The 15,806-nt window shown below is 68.5% G+C and carries 14 protein-coding genes and 2 pseudogenes; 10 read left to right on the top strand and 6 right to left on the bottom strand.

The genetic code is table 11. From position 1 onward, the window contains the following. Nucleotides 1–4 precede the first annotated feature (4 nt). Nucleotides 5–838: an NmrA family NAD(P)-binding protein gene (locus E7742_RS12095; RefSeq protein WP_137799167.1), complete on the top strand. Its 834-nt coding sequence runs from the start codon at nucleotides 5–7 to the stop codon at nucleotides 836–838. A gap of 10 nt (nucleotides 839–848) precedes the next feature. On the opposite strand, the pseudogene E7742_RS12090 reads toward E7742_RS12095, so the two are convergent. Next, nucleotides 849–1,520: pseudogene (locus tag E7742_RS12090) on the bottom strand (META domain-containing protein); the annotation flags it as partial. Between the two features lie 177 nt (nucleotides 1,521–1,697). Further along, nucleotides 1,698–2,300, bottom strand: a pseudogene (locus tag E7742_RS12085) (TetR/AcrR family transcriptional regulator); the annotation flags it as partial. Between the two features lie 92 nt (nucleotides 2,301–2,392). On the opposite strand from E7742_RS12085, the gene E7742_RS12080 reads away from it, so the two are divergent. Further along, nucleotides 2,393–2,956: an NAD(P)H-dependent oxidoreductase gene (locus E7742_RS12080; RefSeq protein WP_137799166.1), complete on the top strand. Its 564-nt coding sequence runs from the start codon at nucleotides 2,393–2,395 to the stop codon at nucleotides 2,954–2,956. A gap of 84 nt (nucleotides 2,957–3,040) precedes the next feature. On the opposite strand, the gene E7742_RS12075 is transcribed toward E7742_RS12080, so the two are convergent. Then, on the bottom strand, nucleotides 3,041–3,934 hold the full coding sequence (locus E7742_RS12075; protein ID WP_254698988.1) for a siderophore-interacting protein: 894 nt from the start codon (nucleotides 3,932–3,934) through the stop codon (nucleotides 3,041–3,043). Nucleotides 3,935–4,493: 559 nt separating this feature from the next. On the opposite strand from E7742_RS12075, the gene nrdH reads away from it, so the two are divergent. The 5 genes from nrdH to E7742_RS12050 all read left to right on the top strand — a co-directional run bounded on the left by nrdH (nucleotide 4,494) and on the right by E7742_RS12050 (nucleotide 8,986). Continuing rightward, entirely contained in the window at nucleotides 4,494–4,727 is a 234-nt protein-coding gene (gene nrdH, locus E7742_RS12070) for a glutaredoxin-like protein NrdH (RefSeq protein WP_137799165.1), read from the top strand. Nucleotides 4,728–4,782: 55 nt separating this feature from the next. Continuing rightward, complete coding sequence (gene nrdI / locus E7742_RS12065; protein WP_137799164.1) at nucleotides 4,783–5,241, top strand: class Ib ribonucleoside-diphosphate reductase assembly flavoprotein NrdI; 459 nt, start codon at nucleotides 4,783–4,785, stop codon at nucleotides 5,239–5,241. Further along, complete coding sequence (gene nrdE / locus E7742_RS12060) at nucleotides 5,199–7,382, top strand: class 1b ribonucleoside-diphosphate reductase subunit alpha (RefSeq protein ID WP_175420474.1); 2,184 nt, start codon at nucleotides 5,199–5,201, stop codon at nucleotides 7,380–7,382. Before nrdI ends, nrdE begins: the two co-directional genes overlap by 43 nt. A gap of 46 nt (nucleotides 7,383–7,428) precedes the next feature. Continuing rightward, nucleotides 7,429–8,436, top strand: a complete 1,008-nt coding sequence (gene nrdF, locus E7742_RS12055; RefSeq protein ID WP_137799163.1) for a class 1b ribonucleoside-diphosphate reductase subunit beta — start codon at nucleotides 7,429–7,431, stop codon at nucleotides 8,434–8,436. A 163-nt stretch (nucleotides 8,437–8,599) separates the two neighbouring features. Continuing rightward, nucleotides 8,600–8,986, top strand: a complete 387-nt coding sequence (locus tag E7742_RS12050) for a VOC family protein (RefSeq protein ID WP_137799162.1) — start codon at nucleotides 8,600–8,602, stop codon at nucleotides 8,984–8,986. Between the two features lie 35 nt (nucleotides 8,987–9,021). On the opposite strand, the gene E7742_RS12045 is transcribed toward E7742_RS12050, so the two are convergent. The 3 genes from E7742_RS12045 to E7742_RS12035 are packed head-to-tail and all read right to left on the bottom strand — an operon-like array spanning nucleotide 9,022 to nucleotide 11,532. After that, nucleotides 9,022–9,498, bottom strand: coding sequence for an NUDIX hydrolase (locus tag E7742_RS12045; protein ID WP_137799161.1), 477 nt, complete (start codon nucleotides 9,496–9,498; stop codon nucleotides 9,022–9,024). A 7-nt stretch (nucleotides 9,499–9,505) separates the two neighbouring features. Beyond that, nucleotides 9,506–10,528 carry an ABC transporter substrate-binding protein gene (locus E7742_RS12040; protein ID WP_137799160.1) on the bottom strand — a complete coding sequence of 341 codons (1,023 nt, stop codon included), beginning with the start codon at nucleotides 10,526–10,528 and terminating at the stop codon, nucleotides 9,506–9,508. Nucleotides 10,529–10,575: 47 nt separating this feature from the next. After that, a complete protein-coding gene (locus E7742_RS12035) occupies nucleotides 10,576–11,532 on the bottom strand; it encodes an ABC transporter substrate-binding protein (RefSeq protein ID WP_441346919.1) in 957 nt (318 codons plus the stop codon). Nucleotides 11,533–11,935: 403 nt separating this feature from the next. On the opposite strand from E7742_RS12035, the gene ctaD reads away from it, so the two are divergent. The 3 genes from ctaD to E7742_RS12020 all read left to right on the top strand — a co-directional run bounded on the left by ctaD (nucleotide 11,936) and on the right by E7742_RS12020 (nucleotide 15,784). After that, a complete protein-coding gene (ctaD, locus tag E7742_RS12030; protein WP_137799158.1) occupies nucleotides 11,936–13,666 on the top strand; it encodes an aa3-type cytochrome oxidase subunit I in 1,731 nt (576 codons plus the stop codon). Between the two features lie 145 nt (nucleotides 13,667–13,811). Continuing rightward, a complete protein-coding gene (gene serB, locus E7742_RS12025; RefSeq protein ID WP_137799157.1) occupies nucleotides 13,812–15,038 on the top strand; it encodes a phosphoserine phosphatase SerB in 1,227 nt (408 codons plus the stop codon). Next, the gene (locus tag E7742_RS12020) at nucleotides 15,035–15,784 is read left to right on the top strand and encodes a peptidyl-tRNA hydrolase (protein WP_137799156.1); all 750 of its coding nucleotides are present in this window, start codon (nucleotides 15,035–15,037) and stop codon (nucleotides 15,782–15,784) included. The genes serB and E7742_RS12020 overlap by 4 nt, the downstream gene beginning before the upstream one ends. The last annotated feature ends 22 nt before the right edge of the window (nucleotides 15,785–15,806 follow it).

The raw sequence follows: 15,806 nt of genomic DNA, 5'->3' as shown, positions 1-15,806 counted from the left end.
CCTGATGGATCGGTTCCAGCCCCGCGGCGGCGAACTCGCCGTCATCGGCGCCGCCGGAAAGACCGGAGCGGCAGTCGTTCGCGCGCTCGCGGGGCGGCCGGTGCGCCGGGTGGTCCACACTGCCCGGCGCGCCGGTGACCGCCGCGTCGACCTCGAGACGGGGGAGGGGCTCGAGGCCGCCCTGACGGGCTGCCGGGGGGTGTACTTCATCGCACCCAACGTGCACCCCGACGAGCCGGGGCTGCTGCGCCGGACGCTCGACGCGGCGGCCCGGGCCGGCGTGCACCACGTCGTCTACCACTCGGTGGCGTGGCCGCACACCCCCGCGATGCCGCACCATCTCGACAAGGCGGTGTGTGAGGACATGCTGCGCACCCACGGGGGAGTGCAGTGGACGATCCTGCAGCCGTGTGCGTACGCCGAGAACTTCCCGACGCTGCTCGACGGCACCGCCACGGCGCTCGAGGTGCCGTACAGCCCGGACGCGCCCTTCACGTTCGTGCGCCTTGCGGACGTCGCCGCGGCGGCCGCCCGGGTGCTCGACGAGGGCGCCGACGTCCATCACGGCGTCACCTACGAACTCGGCGCCGCCGAGGTGTCGAGCATCGGGCAGTGGGCCCGCGCCCTCCCGCACGAGGTCACGGTGCGCCGCATCGGCGTCGACGAGTGGGCCGACAGATACGGCGGCGATCTGCCGCGCGACGCGCGCGATCGCCTGATCGCGATGTTCGACTTCTACGATCGGCACGGGTTCGTGGCCCGCAGCACAGGGTGGGAGGCATTGCTCGCCCGGCCGCCCGGCCGTCCCGCTCCCGATCGCGTGCCGGCGGGCCGCTGATCGGGCGGGCTCACACGCTGCGCAGCCCCAGGCCCGTCCCGTCGGCGCGGAGCAGGCGCATCGAGGGCCCCTCCACCGAGTACGTCACCTCGCCGTCCAGGACGTGCAGCACCGTCCGCTCGATCTCCGCGAGATCGTCCGGGCAGGCCGTGCGGGTGGTCGCGAGCGGTCCGAGGGTGATGGTGCTGTCGCCCACGCGTACCGGTCCGTCGAAGCGGTTGCACCCGGTCGACCCGGTGGCCCGGCCGTCCTGCCCGATCGTCAGGGTGGGTGCGGCAGCGTCCAGCGCGGTGGACGTCACGACCGCGTCGGGACCGATCAACGACTCGACCACCCACGCCGTCCCGACGACCGGCCGGTCCGGATCCGTGGTCTTCTTGTCGGCCAGCACGACGGTGACGCCCGGGGCCGCGAGGGTGAGGACGTCGTCGACGTACGTCCAACCCGGCCGGCTGGCGAACAGATCGGTCATCCACTTGTCGGCGCCGACGAGTTCCCCGGGGCAGGCCGTCATCGTCGTGGCGATCGGCCCGGTCGTCACGACGCCGTCGGCCAGGTCGACACTGCCGACCCCGCGGTTGCAGCCCGCACTCATCGCGATGCCGTCCCGCTCGGGGAATGCCACCTCGAGCGGCCCACCGCCGGGGATGGCCGTACCCGTCACCGCCGTCGAGACGAACGTCCGTCCCCACAGGGCATCGCCCGGCGACGACGGCGCGAGCGACGTGGTGTCCGCGGTCGCCGACGTGTCACGGCTGTCGGCGCTGCTGCTGCAGGCGATCGACGTCGCGGCGGCGGACAGGAGGACGAGGGCGGCCAACGGTGCTCGCATTCGCCCCACCCTGTCGGCGGACCCCGTTCGGGTGATCCTGCGCGCCAGGTCTTCCCAGCCGTCGGCGATCCGGTCGTGGGACATCCCGAGGACCCGGATCTGGTGTAGGACGAGGCCCGCCTCGAGCGGCGCGAGCAGTGCCACGGCGAGCAACTCGACGTCGCCGTCGACGCCGGCCTGGGTGAGCAGCGTCACGACGTGGCGCAGGCTCACCGCGCGCGCCGGGCCGCCGAAGCGGACGTCGGGGGAGCCCTCGGCCGCGCGCAGTACATCACCCTGCACGGTCACGATGTCCAGCCGCGCCCGGCCGAAGGCGATGAGTCGGCGCACCGGGTCGGCGCCGGGGCCCAGGGGCGGGGGACCGAACATGAAGGCGTTCTGCAGTTCGCGCTCGGTGTGGTCGAGCAGGGCGTTCATCAGTCCGGGGCGGCTGCCGAACCGGCGGAAGACGGTGCCCTTGCCGACGCCGGCCGCGGCCGCGACGGCCTCCATGGTCACGGCGTCGACGCCGCGGGCGGCGACGAGTTCCGCCGCCGCGTCGAGAAGCAGCTTCCGATTGCGGGCAGCGTCACACCGCTCGGGAACCTCGGCGTCCACCAGCGGAAGTAACGGGCTGTTCACACTCGGCATCGTAACCCAGCGGGAACATAAGTGGACCGCGGTCCGTTTAGGCTGCTATACCTGTTGCAGCGTCAACCATCGCACCACCGAAGGAAGCCCCCATGTCTCAGACCCGCGTTCTCGCCCTCGTCGGCAGCCTCCGTGCCGGATCCGTCAACCGTCAGCTCGCCGAGACCGCTGCGGCCGTCGCCCCCGAGGGCGCCGACGTCACGATCTTCGAGGGCCTCGGAGACCTGCCCTTCTACAACGAGGACGTCGACGTCCCCGGCGCCACCATCGCCGGCGTCGACGCGCTGCGTGCCGCCGCCGCCGAGGCCGACGCACTGCTGCTGGTCACCCCGGAGTACAACGGCACCGTTCCCGCCGTGCTGAAGAACGCCATCGACTGGCTCTCGCGTCCGTACGGCGCCGGTGCCGTCAAGGACAAGCCGGTGGCCGTGATCAGCGCGTCCCCGAGCCCCAACGCCGCCAAGTGGGCCCACGACGACGCGCGCAAGGCTCTCGGCATCGCCGGCGCCAAGGTGCACGACATCGAGCTGTCCATCGGCGGCACCATCCAGAAGTTCGGCGAGCTGCACCCGCGTGAGAACGCCGAGGTCGCCGAGCAGGTGCGCGGCGTCGTCGCCGCTCTGGTGGAAGCGTCCGCGGAGCTCGTGAACGCCTGATCCCCGGGGCCTCCGCCCTCCCGACCGAATGTCACATGCGAACGCATGTGACATTCGGCGTTTTTAGGTCGGGGCGCGGGCCGGTCACAGCCCGGCCCGGTCCATCGCGTCGTCGACGGCGTCGCGCACCGAATCGAAGTCGCCGCCCGCGGACAGGGCGGCGTGCTGCGCGGCCTCGATGCGCTCGCGCACCCGCTCGTACCGCGCCGTCCAGGCCTCCTTGTCGGCGCGCCAGTAGCCGATGACGTCGTACCGCGCGGTGGGCCAGCCGAGCTCGTGACGCACCCATCGGCGCACGGCGCGGGACAGGCCCGCTTCGCCGGCGAACCACACGTACCCCGGACCGTCCGGCCGGTTCCACACGCGCGCGGCAGCGGCGAGCGCACTCGGGCCGACGCCGTTGCCGGTGCCGTGCAGCCACGTGTAGGTGACGTCACCCGAGGTGGGGACCTGCTGCTCGTCCGCGGCGGTGGTGACCTCCGCGACCACGTGCACGCGCGTGCCGGGCGCGAGTTCCCCGACGATGCGGCCCACCGCGGGCAGTGCGGTCATGTCGGCGATCAGCAGCCGCCACGAGGTGTCGACCGGCGGGCGGTACCAGCCCGAGGCCGCCGTGACGCCCAGCACGTGGCCGGGACGGGCCTGCAGCGCCCACCGCACGGCCGCGCCGCCGTCGTGGACCGCGAAGTCGAGGTCCATCTCACGGCTCTGCGGGTCCCAGCGTCGGACGGTGTAGCTGCGCATCTCCGGGCGCGGCCCGTCGGTGGGGTAGTCCCAGGCGTTTCCCAGCCGCTCCGGGGCCGGCGGTCGCGCGGCGCCCTCGTCGGGGAACACCACCAGTAGTCGCTCGTCGGGGACGCCACTGGAGACGAAGCGCGCGAGGTCCCCGCCCGTCAGCGTGACGCGCTGCATGTTGGGGGTCACCCGCACGACGGACGACACGGGCGCGAAGAAATAGGGGCAGTCGTCGGGGGACACGAGGCCACCCTGTCACACGCCGGCCCGGCGGCCGTCCGAACGCCCGGCTAATTGTCAGCTAACGCCGGCGTGAGGCCCTTCGCCGCATCGTCGTGGGCGTTCACCGGACGGGTCGGCGTGTCGCTGCCGGGCGTGTCGGTAGCGGGGGCTCCGAGCACTGTGGGCCCGGTCTCCGCGGGGGCCTGGAGGACCTGCGGTCGGCGACCCCGAGGGTGCGTCCGGACGAGTTCCAGCGCCGGCGGGCGCAGCCCCGATCGCCGCCCACCGCGGACGCCGGCCGTGTCAGCGGATGTGGCGGAACTCACCACCCGTTTTGTGACGTGAAACACGCCCGAAAGCCGCCCGCGACGCGCGGGTGCGGGGTGCCGACCTGGGAATTTCAAGCGTGTCACTCACAAGATCTCGGGTTCTACGAATCTGTCGGACACAAGGTGTAGTGTCTACACAGCCGAGAGGGCACAACGGGAACCAAACGGATCCCGGGACCGGCCAGGACCCCGACGCTCGGCGCGAAGACTGCACAAACCCAGCTCGTCAGGCCGTTGGAAAGAGGACCACCATGAGCATCACCGTCTACACCAAGCCCGCCTGCGTTCAGTGCAATGCCACCTACCGTGCCCTCGACAAGGCCGGTCTCGAGTACGACATCGTCGACATCTCCGAGAACCCCGAGGCGCGCGACTTCGTGATGGCCCTCGGATACCTCCAGGCCCCCGTCGTGGTCTCCGGTGACGACCACTGGTCCGGCTTCCGTCCGGACCGCATCAAGGCCCTCACCGCAAACGCCGCCTGAGGCGACGCCGCGACGCGGGGTCCCGTTCCACGCTCGACCGAAATGGTGAACACCGATGGCATCGCTGGTGTACTTCTCCAGCGCGTCGGAGAACACACACCGATTCGTTGAACGACTCGGTGTCCCCGCAACGCGCATTCCGCTGCATGACCGCGAAGGCACGTTCGAAGTCGACGAACCGTACGTCCTGATCCTCCCCACCTACGGCGGAGGCACGACGGCCACGGGACGCGACACGAGCTACGTGCCCAAGCAGGTCATCCGATTCCTCAACAACAAGCACAATCGCGACCTCATTCGAGGGGTGATTGCTGCCGGCAACACGAATTTCGGCGAGTCGTACTGCTACGCCGGAAACGTGATTTCACAGAAGTGTCAGGTCCCGTACCTGTACCGCTTCGAACTAATGGGAACAGTCGAGGACGTCGTCGCAGTGCGCGAGGGCCTCGCACAATTCATGGAGAGTGAACAGTGGCACCGACCATCACGGATTCAGCCCCGGCTGGGAGTGTAGAGCGCGCTGCGGCACGACCCGATGCATCGGGCGAGCTGGACTACCACGCGCTCAACGCAATGCTGAACCTGTACGGTCCCAACGGCGAGATCCAGTTCGACAAGGACGTCGCCGCCGCTCGGCAGTACTTCCTCCAGCACGTCAACCAGAACACGGTCTTCTTCCACAACCTGGACGAGAAGCTCGACTACCTGGTGGAGGAGAACTACTACGAGCCCGAGGTCCTCGACCAGTACTCGCGTGAGTTCGTGAAGTCGCTGATCGACCGGGCGTACGCGAAGAAGTTCCGGTTCCCGACGTTCCTCGGTGCCTTCAAGTACTACACCTCCTACACGCTCAAGACGTTCGACGGCAAGCGTTACCTGGAGCGCTTCGAGGACCGCGTCTGCATGGTCGCGCTCACGCTCGCGGCCGGCGACGAGGAACTCGCCACCAAGCTCGTCGACGAGATCATCTCCGGCCGCTTCCAGCCGGCCACCCCGACGTTCCTCAACTCGGGCAAGAAGCAGCGCGGCGAGCCCGTCTCGTGCTTCCTGCTCCGCATCGAGGACAACATGGAGTCGATCGGCCGTTCGATCAACTCGGCCCTGCAGCTGTCCAAGCGCGGTGGCGGAGTTGCGTTGCTGCTCAGCAACGTTCGAGAGCACGGCGCGCCGATCAAGAAGATCGAGAACCAGAGCTCGGGTGTCATCCCGATCATGAAGCTGCTCGAGGACTCGTTCTCGTACGCCAATCAGCTCGGTGCCCGTCAGGGCGCCGGTGCGGTGTACCTGCACGCGCACCACCCCGACATCTACCGCTTCCTCGACACCAAGCGCGAGAACGCCGACGAGAAGATCCGCATCAAGACGCTGTCGTTGGGTGTCGTGATCCCGGACATCACGTTCGAGCTGGCGAAGAAGAACGAGGACATGTACCTCTTCTCGCCGTACGACGTCGAGCGCATCTACGGTGTGCCGTTCGCGGACATCAACGTCACCGAGAAGTACCACGAGATGGTCGACGACAAGCGGATCCGCAAGTCGAAGATCAAGGCGCGCGAGTTCTTCCAGACCCTCGCCGAGCTGCAGTTCGAGTCGGGCTACCCCTACATCATGTTCGAGGACACGGTGAACCGGGCCAACCCGATCGAGGGCAAGGTCACCCACTCCAACCTGTGCTCGGAGATTCTGCAGGTCTCGACGCCGTCGTACTTCAACGACGACCTGTCCTACAGCCACGTCGGCAAGGACATCTCCTGCAACCTCGGTTCGCTGAACATCGCGCTGACGATGGACTCTCCCGACTTCGCGCAGACCATCGAGACGTCGATCCGTGCGCTGACCGCGGTGTCGGACCAGACGCACATCTACTCGGTCCCGTCGATCGAGCAGGGCAACAACGACTCCCACGCGATCGGCCTGGGACAGATGAACCTGCACGGCTATCTCGCTCGCGAGCGCATCTTCTACGGCTCCGAAGAGGGCATCGACTTCACGAACATCTACTTCTACACGGTCCTGTTCCATGCGCTCCGCGCGTCGAACCTGATCGCGAAGGAGCGCGGCAGCTACTTCAAGGGCTTCCCGCAGTCCAAGTACGCGTCGGGTGAGTTCTTCGACAAGTACACCGAGCAGGTGTGGGAGCCGGCCACCGATCGGGTCCGGCAGCTGTTCGCCGACGCCGACGTGCACATCCCGTCGCAGGACGACTGGCGTGAGCTGAAGGCCTCGGTGCAGCAGTACGGCATCTACAACCAGAACCTGCAGGCCGTTCCGCCGACCGGGTCGATCTCGTACATCAACAACTCCACCAGCTCGATCCACCCGGTGGCCGCGAAGATCGAGATCCGCAAGGAAGGCAAGATCGGTCGTGTCTACTACCCTGCGCCGTACCTGACGAACGACAACCTGGAGTACTACCAGGACGCGTACGAGATCGGCTACGAGAAGATCATCGACACGTACGCCGCCGCCACCCAGCACGTCGACCAGGGCCTGTCGCTGACGCTGTTCTTCAAGGACACCGCCACCACCCGGGACGTGAACAAGGCGCAGATCTACGCGTGGCGCAAGGGAATCAAGACGCTGTACTACATCCGCCTGCGTCAGATGGCGCTCGAGGGCACCGAGGTGGAGGGTTGCGTCTCGTGCATGTTGTGACCGTCAATTCCGAAGCTCCGTCACGAAATTCGAACAGGGAAGAACGATGACCTCCGCTCCTCATGCGCATTCGCCGGCCGACGGCACGCGCGTCAAGCTGATCGACCGCGTCTCGGCGATCAACTGGAACCGCGTCCCCGACGACAAGGACTCGGAGGTGTGGGATCGCCTCACCGGCAACTTCTGGCTGCCGGAGAAGGTGCCGGTGTCCAACGACATCCAGTCGTGGGCCACGCTGACCCCGCACGAGCAGCAGCTCACGATGCGCGTGTTCACCGGACTGACGCTGCTCGACACCATCCAGGGCACCGTCGGCGCGGTGAGCCTCATCCCCGACGCGGTCACCCCGCACGAGGAGGCGGTGCTCACCAACATCGCGTTCATGGAGTCGGTGCACGCCAAGAGCTACTCGCAGATCTTCTCGACGCTGTGCACCACGCGGGAGATCGACGACGCGTTCCGGTGGTCGGAGGAGAACCCGAACCTGCAGCGCAAGGCGCAGATCGTTCTCGACTACTACAAGGGTGACGATCCGCTCAAGCGCAAGGTCGCCTCGACGCTGCTCGAGTCGTTCCTGTTCTACTCGGGCTTCTACCTGCCGATGTACTGGTCGTCGCGTGCCAAGCTCACCAACACCGCCGACATGATCCGTCTGATCATCCGCGACGAGGCCGTGCACGGTTACTACATCGGCTACAAGTACCAGCGCGGACTCGAGCGGATCACCGAGGCCGAGCGCGAGGACCTCAAGAACTACACGTTCGAGCTGCTGTTCGAGCTGTACGACAACGAGGTCGAGTACACGCAGGACCTGTACGACGAGGTCGGGCTCACCGAGGACGTCAAGAAGTTCCTGCGCTACAACGCCAACAAGGCGCTGATGAACCTCGGCTACGAGGGCTTGTTCCCGAAGGACGAGACGGACGTCAACCCGGCGATCCTGTCCGCCCTGTCGCCGAACGCCGACGAGAACCACGACTTCTTCTCGGGCTCGGGTTCGAGCTACGTCATCGGCAAGGCCGTCAACACCGAGGACGACGACTGGGACTTCTAGTCCGCTTCCACCTTCCGTGGCCGAATGTCACATGCGTTCAGTTCGACTGAACCGGTGTGACATTCGGCCATCGGTCATTTCGGGAGACGGTTGATACGGGTGGCGCCCACGCCTACTGTCGAACGTGCGAGAACTCAGCCGACGACCGATCGAGGAGACGGCAATGAGCGGTCGAGTAGTGCACTTCGAGGTCCCGTTCGACGACGGGGACCGCGCCCGCGACTTCTACCGGCAGGCGTTCGGCTGGAGCGCCACCGAAATGCCGGAACTCGAATACACCGGCGTGTCCACCGGCCCGGTGACCGACTCGGGTATGCCCGCCGAACCCGGGTACATCGGCGGCGGGATGTTCCAGCGCTCGGCGGAGTCGCCGACGGGGCCCGTGATCACCGTCGACGTCCCCGACATCGACGCCGCCCTGGAGAAGATCGAATCGCTCGGCGGCGCCACGGTCTCGGCGAAGCAGTCGGTGGGGGAGATGGGGTTCGCCGCCTACTTCCGGGATCCCGAGGGCAACGTGATGGGTCTGTGGGAGTCCGCGCGGGGCTGAGCGGGGCGGCACAGAGCCGCGTTCGGCCGCGTGGTTCAGTTGCGCGCGAACCACGCGCGTTCGTCGTCGCGCAACGCTGCGGGGATACGCCGCCGTGACGACTCGGTGAGATCGGGCGGCAGCGCGTCGGGCGCGAACCACCGCACGTCGAGGTTCTCGTCGTCGGTGACGCGGGCCTCTCCGGCCACCGCGCGGGCGAGGAAGCACACGTCCAGATAGCCGGCGACGTCGCCGTTGGGATACGTGATGGGGCCGGCGGTGTCCACACTCGTGACGCGCACCAGCTCCGCCTCGACACCGGTCTCCTCCCGGACCTCACGCAGCACGGCCGGCCCCGGTTCCTCACCGGGCTCGAGAATGCCCGAGACCACCGCCCACAGCCGGTTGTCGGCCCGCTGCGTCAGTAGCACGCGGCCGGCGTCGTCGAGTACGACGGCGCTGACCCCGGGCAGCCACAGCGGCGCGTGCCCGACGCGCTCGCGCAGGGCCGCAACGAATTCCGGAACCGGCATGGCGCTCCTAGCTCACGTAGGCGTTGAGGCTTTCCTGCAGGTCGGTCAGCACCGCGCGGGCCGCCACCACCCCGTTGCCGGCGTTCCACACGGCGTCGTCGACCGCGAACACGCGGCCGTCGGTGACGGCGCCCAGGTCGGACCAGGCATCGGACTCCATCACCGCCGTCCCGTGCTCGAGCCCGTCCGGCCCGTCGAAACTCACGTAGATCAGGTCGCCCTCGGCCGCCGGGAGACCGCCGAGGTCGTCGACGTCCTGCGACGCCACCTCGAGCCGCTGGTACGCCGGGCGCTGGACGCCGGTGTCGGCGAGAACCTGCCCCGAGAACGAGCCCGGGCCCTCGACCGCGGTCCGGTCCGCACCGAACCGGAGCACCGACGCCTGCGTCTGACGGGCGTTGATCTCGGTACCGATCCGGGCGGCGTTCGAGGTGTAGGCGTCGAGCGCCTGCCGGGCCGCACCGGCACGTCCGAGCGCCTTGCCGGACTCGAGGAAGCGCGACTTCCACTGGACCGGATCGCCGCCGACGAACACCGTGGGGGCGATCGCCCGCAGGCGGTCGGCGAGTTCGGGGGAGGCCGGGGAGGAGCCGAGGATCAGGTCCGGCGACGCCTTCGCGACGAGGTCCACGTCCGGAGCGGCCGTGGGACCGACGCCCGGCAGCAACGAGACGCCGGTGCCCAGGTACGAGGGCTGCGGGGTGTCGCCCGGGGAGGCTGCCGCGCCCACTACCCGCTCCCACAAGCCCAGCGCGCACACCGAATCCATTGCCGCGGCGTCGAGTACGACGATCCGCTGCGGGTCGGCCGCGCCAGGGTCCGCCGGTGTGGGGGTGGCGCAGGCGGCGCGGGTGTCGCGCTCGACGCTCACGACACCCGCGCCCGCGATCTTGGTGGTCGTCCGCACGATGGTGCTCGCGTCGTCGTCCGCCGAGTCACCGCAGCCGGTGAGTCCCACGAGGGCCGCGGTCGCCACGAGCACGGCGACGGTGGCGCGGCGGACGGTGCGGACGGGCTGGGAACTGGACAATGCGGCGACTTCCTGTTCGGCGAGCGCGACGTGCGGGCCGATCCAGGTTAGCTGTTGTGCGGATCGACTCCGAACGCCTCGGCGAGGTCGTCGAGGATCTCGTGCGCGCCCTGAATGCTCACCGGCGTCATCCACATCGCGTCGTCCACGTTCACGATGCGCCCCTTCAGTGTTCCCCACAGCGGGTTCTGCAGAAATGCCTGCGCCGCCTCGAGCGACTTACCCGCCGGATCCTCGTACGTCGCGACGAAGATGACGTCGGCGTCGGCCTCGTTGAGGCGTTCGGGGCTGATCGAGTTCATGATGCTGCCGGCGTCCGCGGGGTCCGGTCCCTGGCTGTCCGGGCGGGCGAGGCCGGCGTCGGCCAGCACGATGCCGCTGAACGACGTCGTGCGGTACAGGCGCGCGGTCGGCTCGCCGGCGAAACGGACGACCGAGACCTTGGGGTTGTTCGCCTTCGCGTTGATCTCGTCACCGATCGCCCTGGCACGCGCTTCGTACTCGCCGATCTTCTGCTCGGCCAGGTCCTCCTTGCCGAGGGCGCGTGCGACGAGCCGGATGTTGTCCTTCCACGTCGGCCCGGTCGACTGCGAGAACACCGTCGGGGCGAGGGCCGAGAGCGCCTCGTAGTTCTTCCCGTCGCGCACCTCCGCCGACAGGATCAGGTCCGGCTGGAGTTGCGCGACCTGCTCGAGGCTCACGTTCTGCACCTTGCCCACCGACACGGCGTCGGCCGCGTACTCGGTGCGGGCGTCACCGAGATAGTCCGGCAGGCCCTGTTCGCGGTAGTCGACGTAGCCGACGAGCGGCGACTCGAGGAGCAGGACGGCGTCGGCGTAGCTGTTGTCGAGTGTGACGATGCGCTGCGGCTGCGCGTCGATGGTCGCGGTGCCGCGGAAGTGCTCGACCGACCGGGGGAACCCCGGCGACGCGGTCGTCGTTGTCTCACCGGTGTCCGAGGTCGACGAACAGCCGGCGAGGGCGAGGCTGACGGCGACACCCACGGCGGCGACGGAGGTGAAGGTACGGCGGGACGATCTGAACACGAGTGAAGCTCCCGAAATGCTTAGGTGAGGCTGGCATAAATTAGGCGCACCTTAGCAGTTGTCGTGGTCGTCGCCGACCGCGCGGTCGGATGCGGGGCCTCCGATCCCGAGTCGGACTCCGTCGACACGCCGCGTCCGTGTGGGGTGGTTGGCCGATGGGGGACTAAAGTCCTGCTCGCGGCTCTATGGGTCGACGGCGGAAGGGCCCGTGTACGACAGGGAGTAGGACCCGGTCCACCGGGCTCGAAAGCACCGTCTACGATTCGATGAGCGCATGCCGGAGAACGCCTGCCTCGAACACGAGGGGGTGGGGGTTCGGAGCGAGCCTGCGGAGCGACCAAGGGCACATTCAGGAGGATCAGTGACTGCCGTAGCGCCCCAGCCAGTCCCAGAGATAGCCGCGAGGCCGTACCCGCCGCGGCAGGGACCCAAGGGCTCGTTCATTTACAAGATGGTGACGACCACTGACCCCAAGGTGCTCGGGATCATGTACCTGGTCACCTCGTTCGCGTTCTTCCTCATCGGTGGCCTGATGGCCCTCCTGATGCGTACCGAGCTCGCGGTTCCCGGTCTGCAGTTCCTGTCGAACGAGCAGTTCAACCAGCTGTTCACGATGCACGGCACGATCATGCTGCTGCTGTACGCGACCCCGGTCGTGTTCGGCTTCGCCAACTACATCGTCCCGCTCCAGATCGGTGCCCCGGACGTCGCGTTCCCGCGTCTGAACGCCTTCAGCTACTGGCTGTACCTGTTCGGCGCCCTCATCACCACGGCCGGCTTCATCACCCCCGGTGGTGCCGCCGACTTCGGTTGGACCGCCTACACCCCGCTGACGAGCGCGCTGCACTCGCCGGGCATGGGCGCCGACCTGTGGGTCATGGGTCTGGCCGTCGCCGGCCTCGGCACCATCCTCGGTGGCGTCAACTTCATCACCACCATCGCGTGCCTGCGTGCCCCCGGTATGACCATGTTCCGCATGCCGATCTTCACCTGGAACATCCTCATCACCAGCATCCTGGTGCTGCTGGCGTTCCCGCTGCTGACGGCCGCGTTCATGGGTCTGTTCGTCGATCGTCACCTCGGTGGCCACATCTTCGATCCGGCCACCGGCGGTGTCCTGCTGTGGCAGCACCTGTTCTGGTTCTTCGGTCACCCCGAGGTGTACATCATCGCGCTGCCGTTCTTCGGCATCGTCTCGGAGATCTTCCCGGTCTTCTCGCGTAAGCCGATCTTCGGCTACAGCGGCCTGGTGTACGCCACCATGGGCATCGCGGCGCTGTCGATTGCGGTGTGGGCGCACCACATGTACGCCACCGGCGCGGTGCTGCTGCCGTTCTTCTCGTTCATGACGTTCCTCATCGCGGTTCCGACCGGTGTGAAGTTCTTCAACTGGATCGGCACCATGTGGAAGGGCCAGCTGACGTTCGAGTCGCCGATGCTGTTCTCGGTCGGCTTCCTCGTGACCTTCCTCTTCGGTGGTCTGTCGGGCGTGCTGCTCGCGAGCCCGCCGATCGACTTCCACGTCACCGACTCGTACTTCGTGATCGCGCACTTCCACTACGTGCTGTTCGGCACCATCGTGTTCGCCACCTACGCGGGTATCTACTTCTGGTTCCCGAAGATGACCGGCCGCATGATGGACGAGCGTCTGGGCAAGTGGCACTTCTGGACCACGTTCGTCGGCTTCCACGCCACCTTCCTCGTCCAGCACTGGCTGGGCGCTGAGGGCATGCCGCGCCGCTACGCGGACTACCTGCCCAGCGACGGTTTCACCACGCTGAACACGATCTCCACCATCGGTTCGTTCGTCCTCGGTGCCTCGACGCTGCCGTTCCTGTGGAACGTCTTCAAGAGCTACCGCTACGGCGACGTCGTCAAGGTCGACGACCCGTGGGGCTACGGCAACTCGCTCGAGTGGGCCACCAGCTGCCCGCCGCCGCGGCACAACTTCACCGAACTGCCCCGGATCCGCTCGGAGCGTCCGGCGTTCGAGCTGCACTACCCGCACATGGTCGAGCGCATGCGCGCCGAGGCCCATGTCGGCCCGGGCCACGGCGGCAAGCACGCGGTCCTGGAGGACAGCAAGTCCTAGCGGACCCGAGGGTCCCTGCACTACCGGAAAGGCCCCGCCCGTTTCTCGGGCGGGGCCTTTCCGCTGCTCCCGGGCCGACTTGGCAGAATGGGGGACGGTCATTCGTTTCCACGAGGTTGGAAGCCCAAACGAACGGAGTTTCTCGGTGGGTGCGTCAGACGCCACGGTGCTGGTGACGGTTACTGGTCCGGACAGGCCCGGCGTGACGTCGGTGCTCTTCGCGGCGTTGTCGCGCCACGACGTGAGTCTGCTCGACGTGGAGCAGGTCGTCATCCGCGGCCGGCTCACGCTCGGTGTACTGGTGCAGTGCCCCACCGATCCGGAGGCCCTCCAGGAGGAACTCGAGGAGGCGATGGACACCGTCGGCATGAACGTCGACGTCGAGATCGGTGCCGACCCCGCGGGCCGGCAGCAGGTCTCGACGCACGCGGTCGTCGTCCTCGGCAGCCCGGTGAGCGCGCGGGCATTCCGTTCCCTCTCGCGCGAGCTGGCACGGCAGGGCGCCAACATCGACTCCATCCGCGGGATCGCCGACTACCCGGTGACCGGTCTCGAACTGATGGTCACCGCCTCGGGTACCGGGGCGGAGGCGGACGCGCAGTTGCGTGCCGGCCTGGCCGAGGTCGCCGCCGGGGTGAACGTCGACGTCGCGGTCGAGCGTGGGGGACTGGCCCGTCGCGCCAAGCGGCTCATCGTGTTCGACGTCGACTCCACGCTCGTGCAGGGCGAGGTCATCGAGATGCTCGCGGCCCGTGCGGGTGTCGAGGACGAGGTCCGCGCCGTCACCGAGGCCGCGATGCGCGGTGAGATCGACTTCACCGAATCCCTCAACCAGCGCGTCGCCACGCTCGCCGGTCTCGACGCGTCGGTCATCGACGACGTGGCCGCCGACCTGCAGCTGACGCCCGGCGCCCGGACCACGATCCGCACGCTGCGCCGTCTCGGCTACCACTGCGGTGTCGTCTCGGGCGGATTCCGTCAGGTGATCGAGGGTCTCGCGCACGAGCTCGAGCTGGACTTCGTGCAGGCCAACACCCTCGAGATCGTCGACGGCAAGCTCACCGGCCGGGTGGTCGGCGACGTCGTCGACCGGGCCGCCAAGGCCACCGCGCTGCGCAAGTTCGCGGCCGACGTCGGCGTCCCGATGGAGCAGACCGTCGCGGTCGGTGACGGCGCCAACGACATCGACATGCTCACCGCCGCCGGTCTGGGTGTGGCGTTCAACGCCAAGCCGGCGCTGCGCGAGGTGGCCGACACCGCCCTGTCGCATCCGTTCCTCGACGCCGTGCTGTTCGTACTCGGTGTGACCCGCAACGAGGTCGAGGCCGCCGACGCGGTCGACGGTGTCGTGCGGCGCGTGCCGCTGCCGTGATCCTGACGGACGACGGCTTCGCGGCACGTCACGCCGTGCTGGCCGCCGGGTACGGCAGCCGTCCGGACCCGACGGACCCGGCGCAGGTCCTGGCGATGCCGCTGGTGCTGCACATCCCCAAGATCGACCCGCCCGCGCGCAGCGCGCTGCTGGCGGCGGCCGCGTCGGCCACCGTCGCGCTGTGTCTCGACGAACGGGTCGGCCCCGCGGCCGACGGCACGCCCGGCCCGTGGCAGCACGCGTTCCGGGAATGGACCGACGCCCGTATCCGCAAGGTGGCCCGCAGGGCCCGCGGGGCGCAGTGGCGCGCCGCGCAGGATGTCGACGGGGTGACCGTGGACGCCGACGGCGCGCAGGCGCGGGCACTGGTGCCCGGCAGCGTCGGCGCTCTGGATCCCCGGATCAGGAAGCTGCAGATCGGCGGCACCGACCTCGAACCCGACGAGCCGGGCCCGACCCCGGATGGCGTGCCCGTGCTGTGGGTGAACGCGTCCCTGGGGATGACGGTCGGCAAGGCGGCCGCACAGGTGGGGCACGCGTCGATGATCCTGGCCGGTGCGATGTCGCTGACGCGGGCGCAGGCGTGGGCTGCGGACCACTACCGGTGCGCGGTCCGCGACGCCGACGAGGCCACGTGGACCGCTCTGTGCGACGACGTCGCGCAGGGGCGGGCCGTCGCGGTCCGCGACGCCGGATTCACCGAGGTGGCACCGGGCTCGATGACGGTGATCGCGCCCGTCGGCTGAGTCGCGGCGACACGCAGGTCCG

This window comes from Rhodococcus sp. SGAir0479 (genome assembly GCF_005484805.1).
Lineage (GTDB): Bacteria > Actinomycetota > Actinomycetes > Mycobacteriales > Mycobacteriaceae > Prescottella.
Note: the sequence above shows the minus strand (reverse complement) of the source record. Positions and strands in the feature narration are given on the sequence as shown.

Coding starts and splice junctions, on each gene's coding strand:
- nrdH (WP_137799165.1), top strand. CDS start 4,494: ATGAGCATCACCGTCTACACCAAGCCCGCCTGCGTTCAGTGCAATGCC.
- E7742_RS12095 (WP_137799167.1), top strand. CDS start 5: ATGGATCGGTTCCAGCCCCGCGGCGGCGAACTCGCCGTCATCGGCGCC.
- E7742_RS12080 (WP_137799166.1), top strand. CDS start 2,393: ATGTCTCAGACCCGCGTTCTCGCCCTCGTCGGCAGCCTCCGTGCCGGA.
- E7742_RS12050 (WP_137799162.1), top strand. CDS start 8,600: ATGAGCGGTCGAGTAGTGCACTTCGAGGTCCCGTTCGACGACGGGGAC.
- E7742_RS12045 (WP_137799161.1), bottom strand. CDS start 9,498: ATGCCGGTTCCGGAATTCGTTGCGGCCCTGCGCGAGCGCGTCGGGCAC.
- nrdF (WP_137799163.1), top strand. CDS start 7,429: ATGACCTCCGCTCCTCATGCGCATTCGCCGGCCGACGGCACGCGCGTC.
- nrdI (WP_137799164.1), top strand. CDS start 4,783: ATGGCATCGCTGGTGTACTTCTCCAGCGCGTCGGAGAACACACACCGA.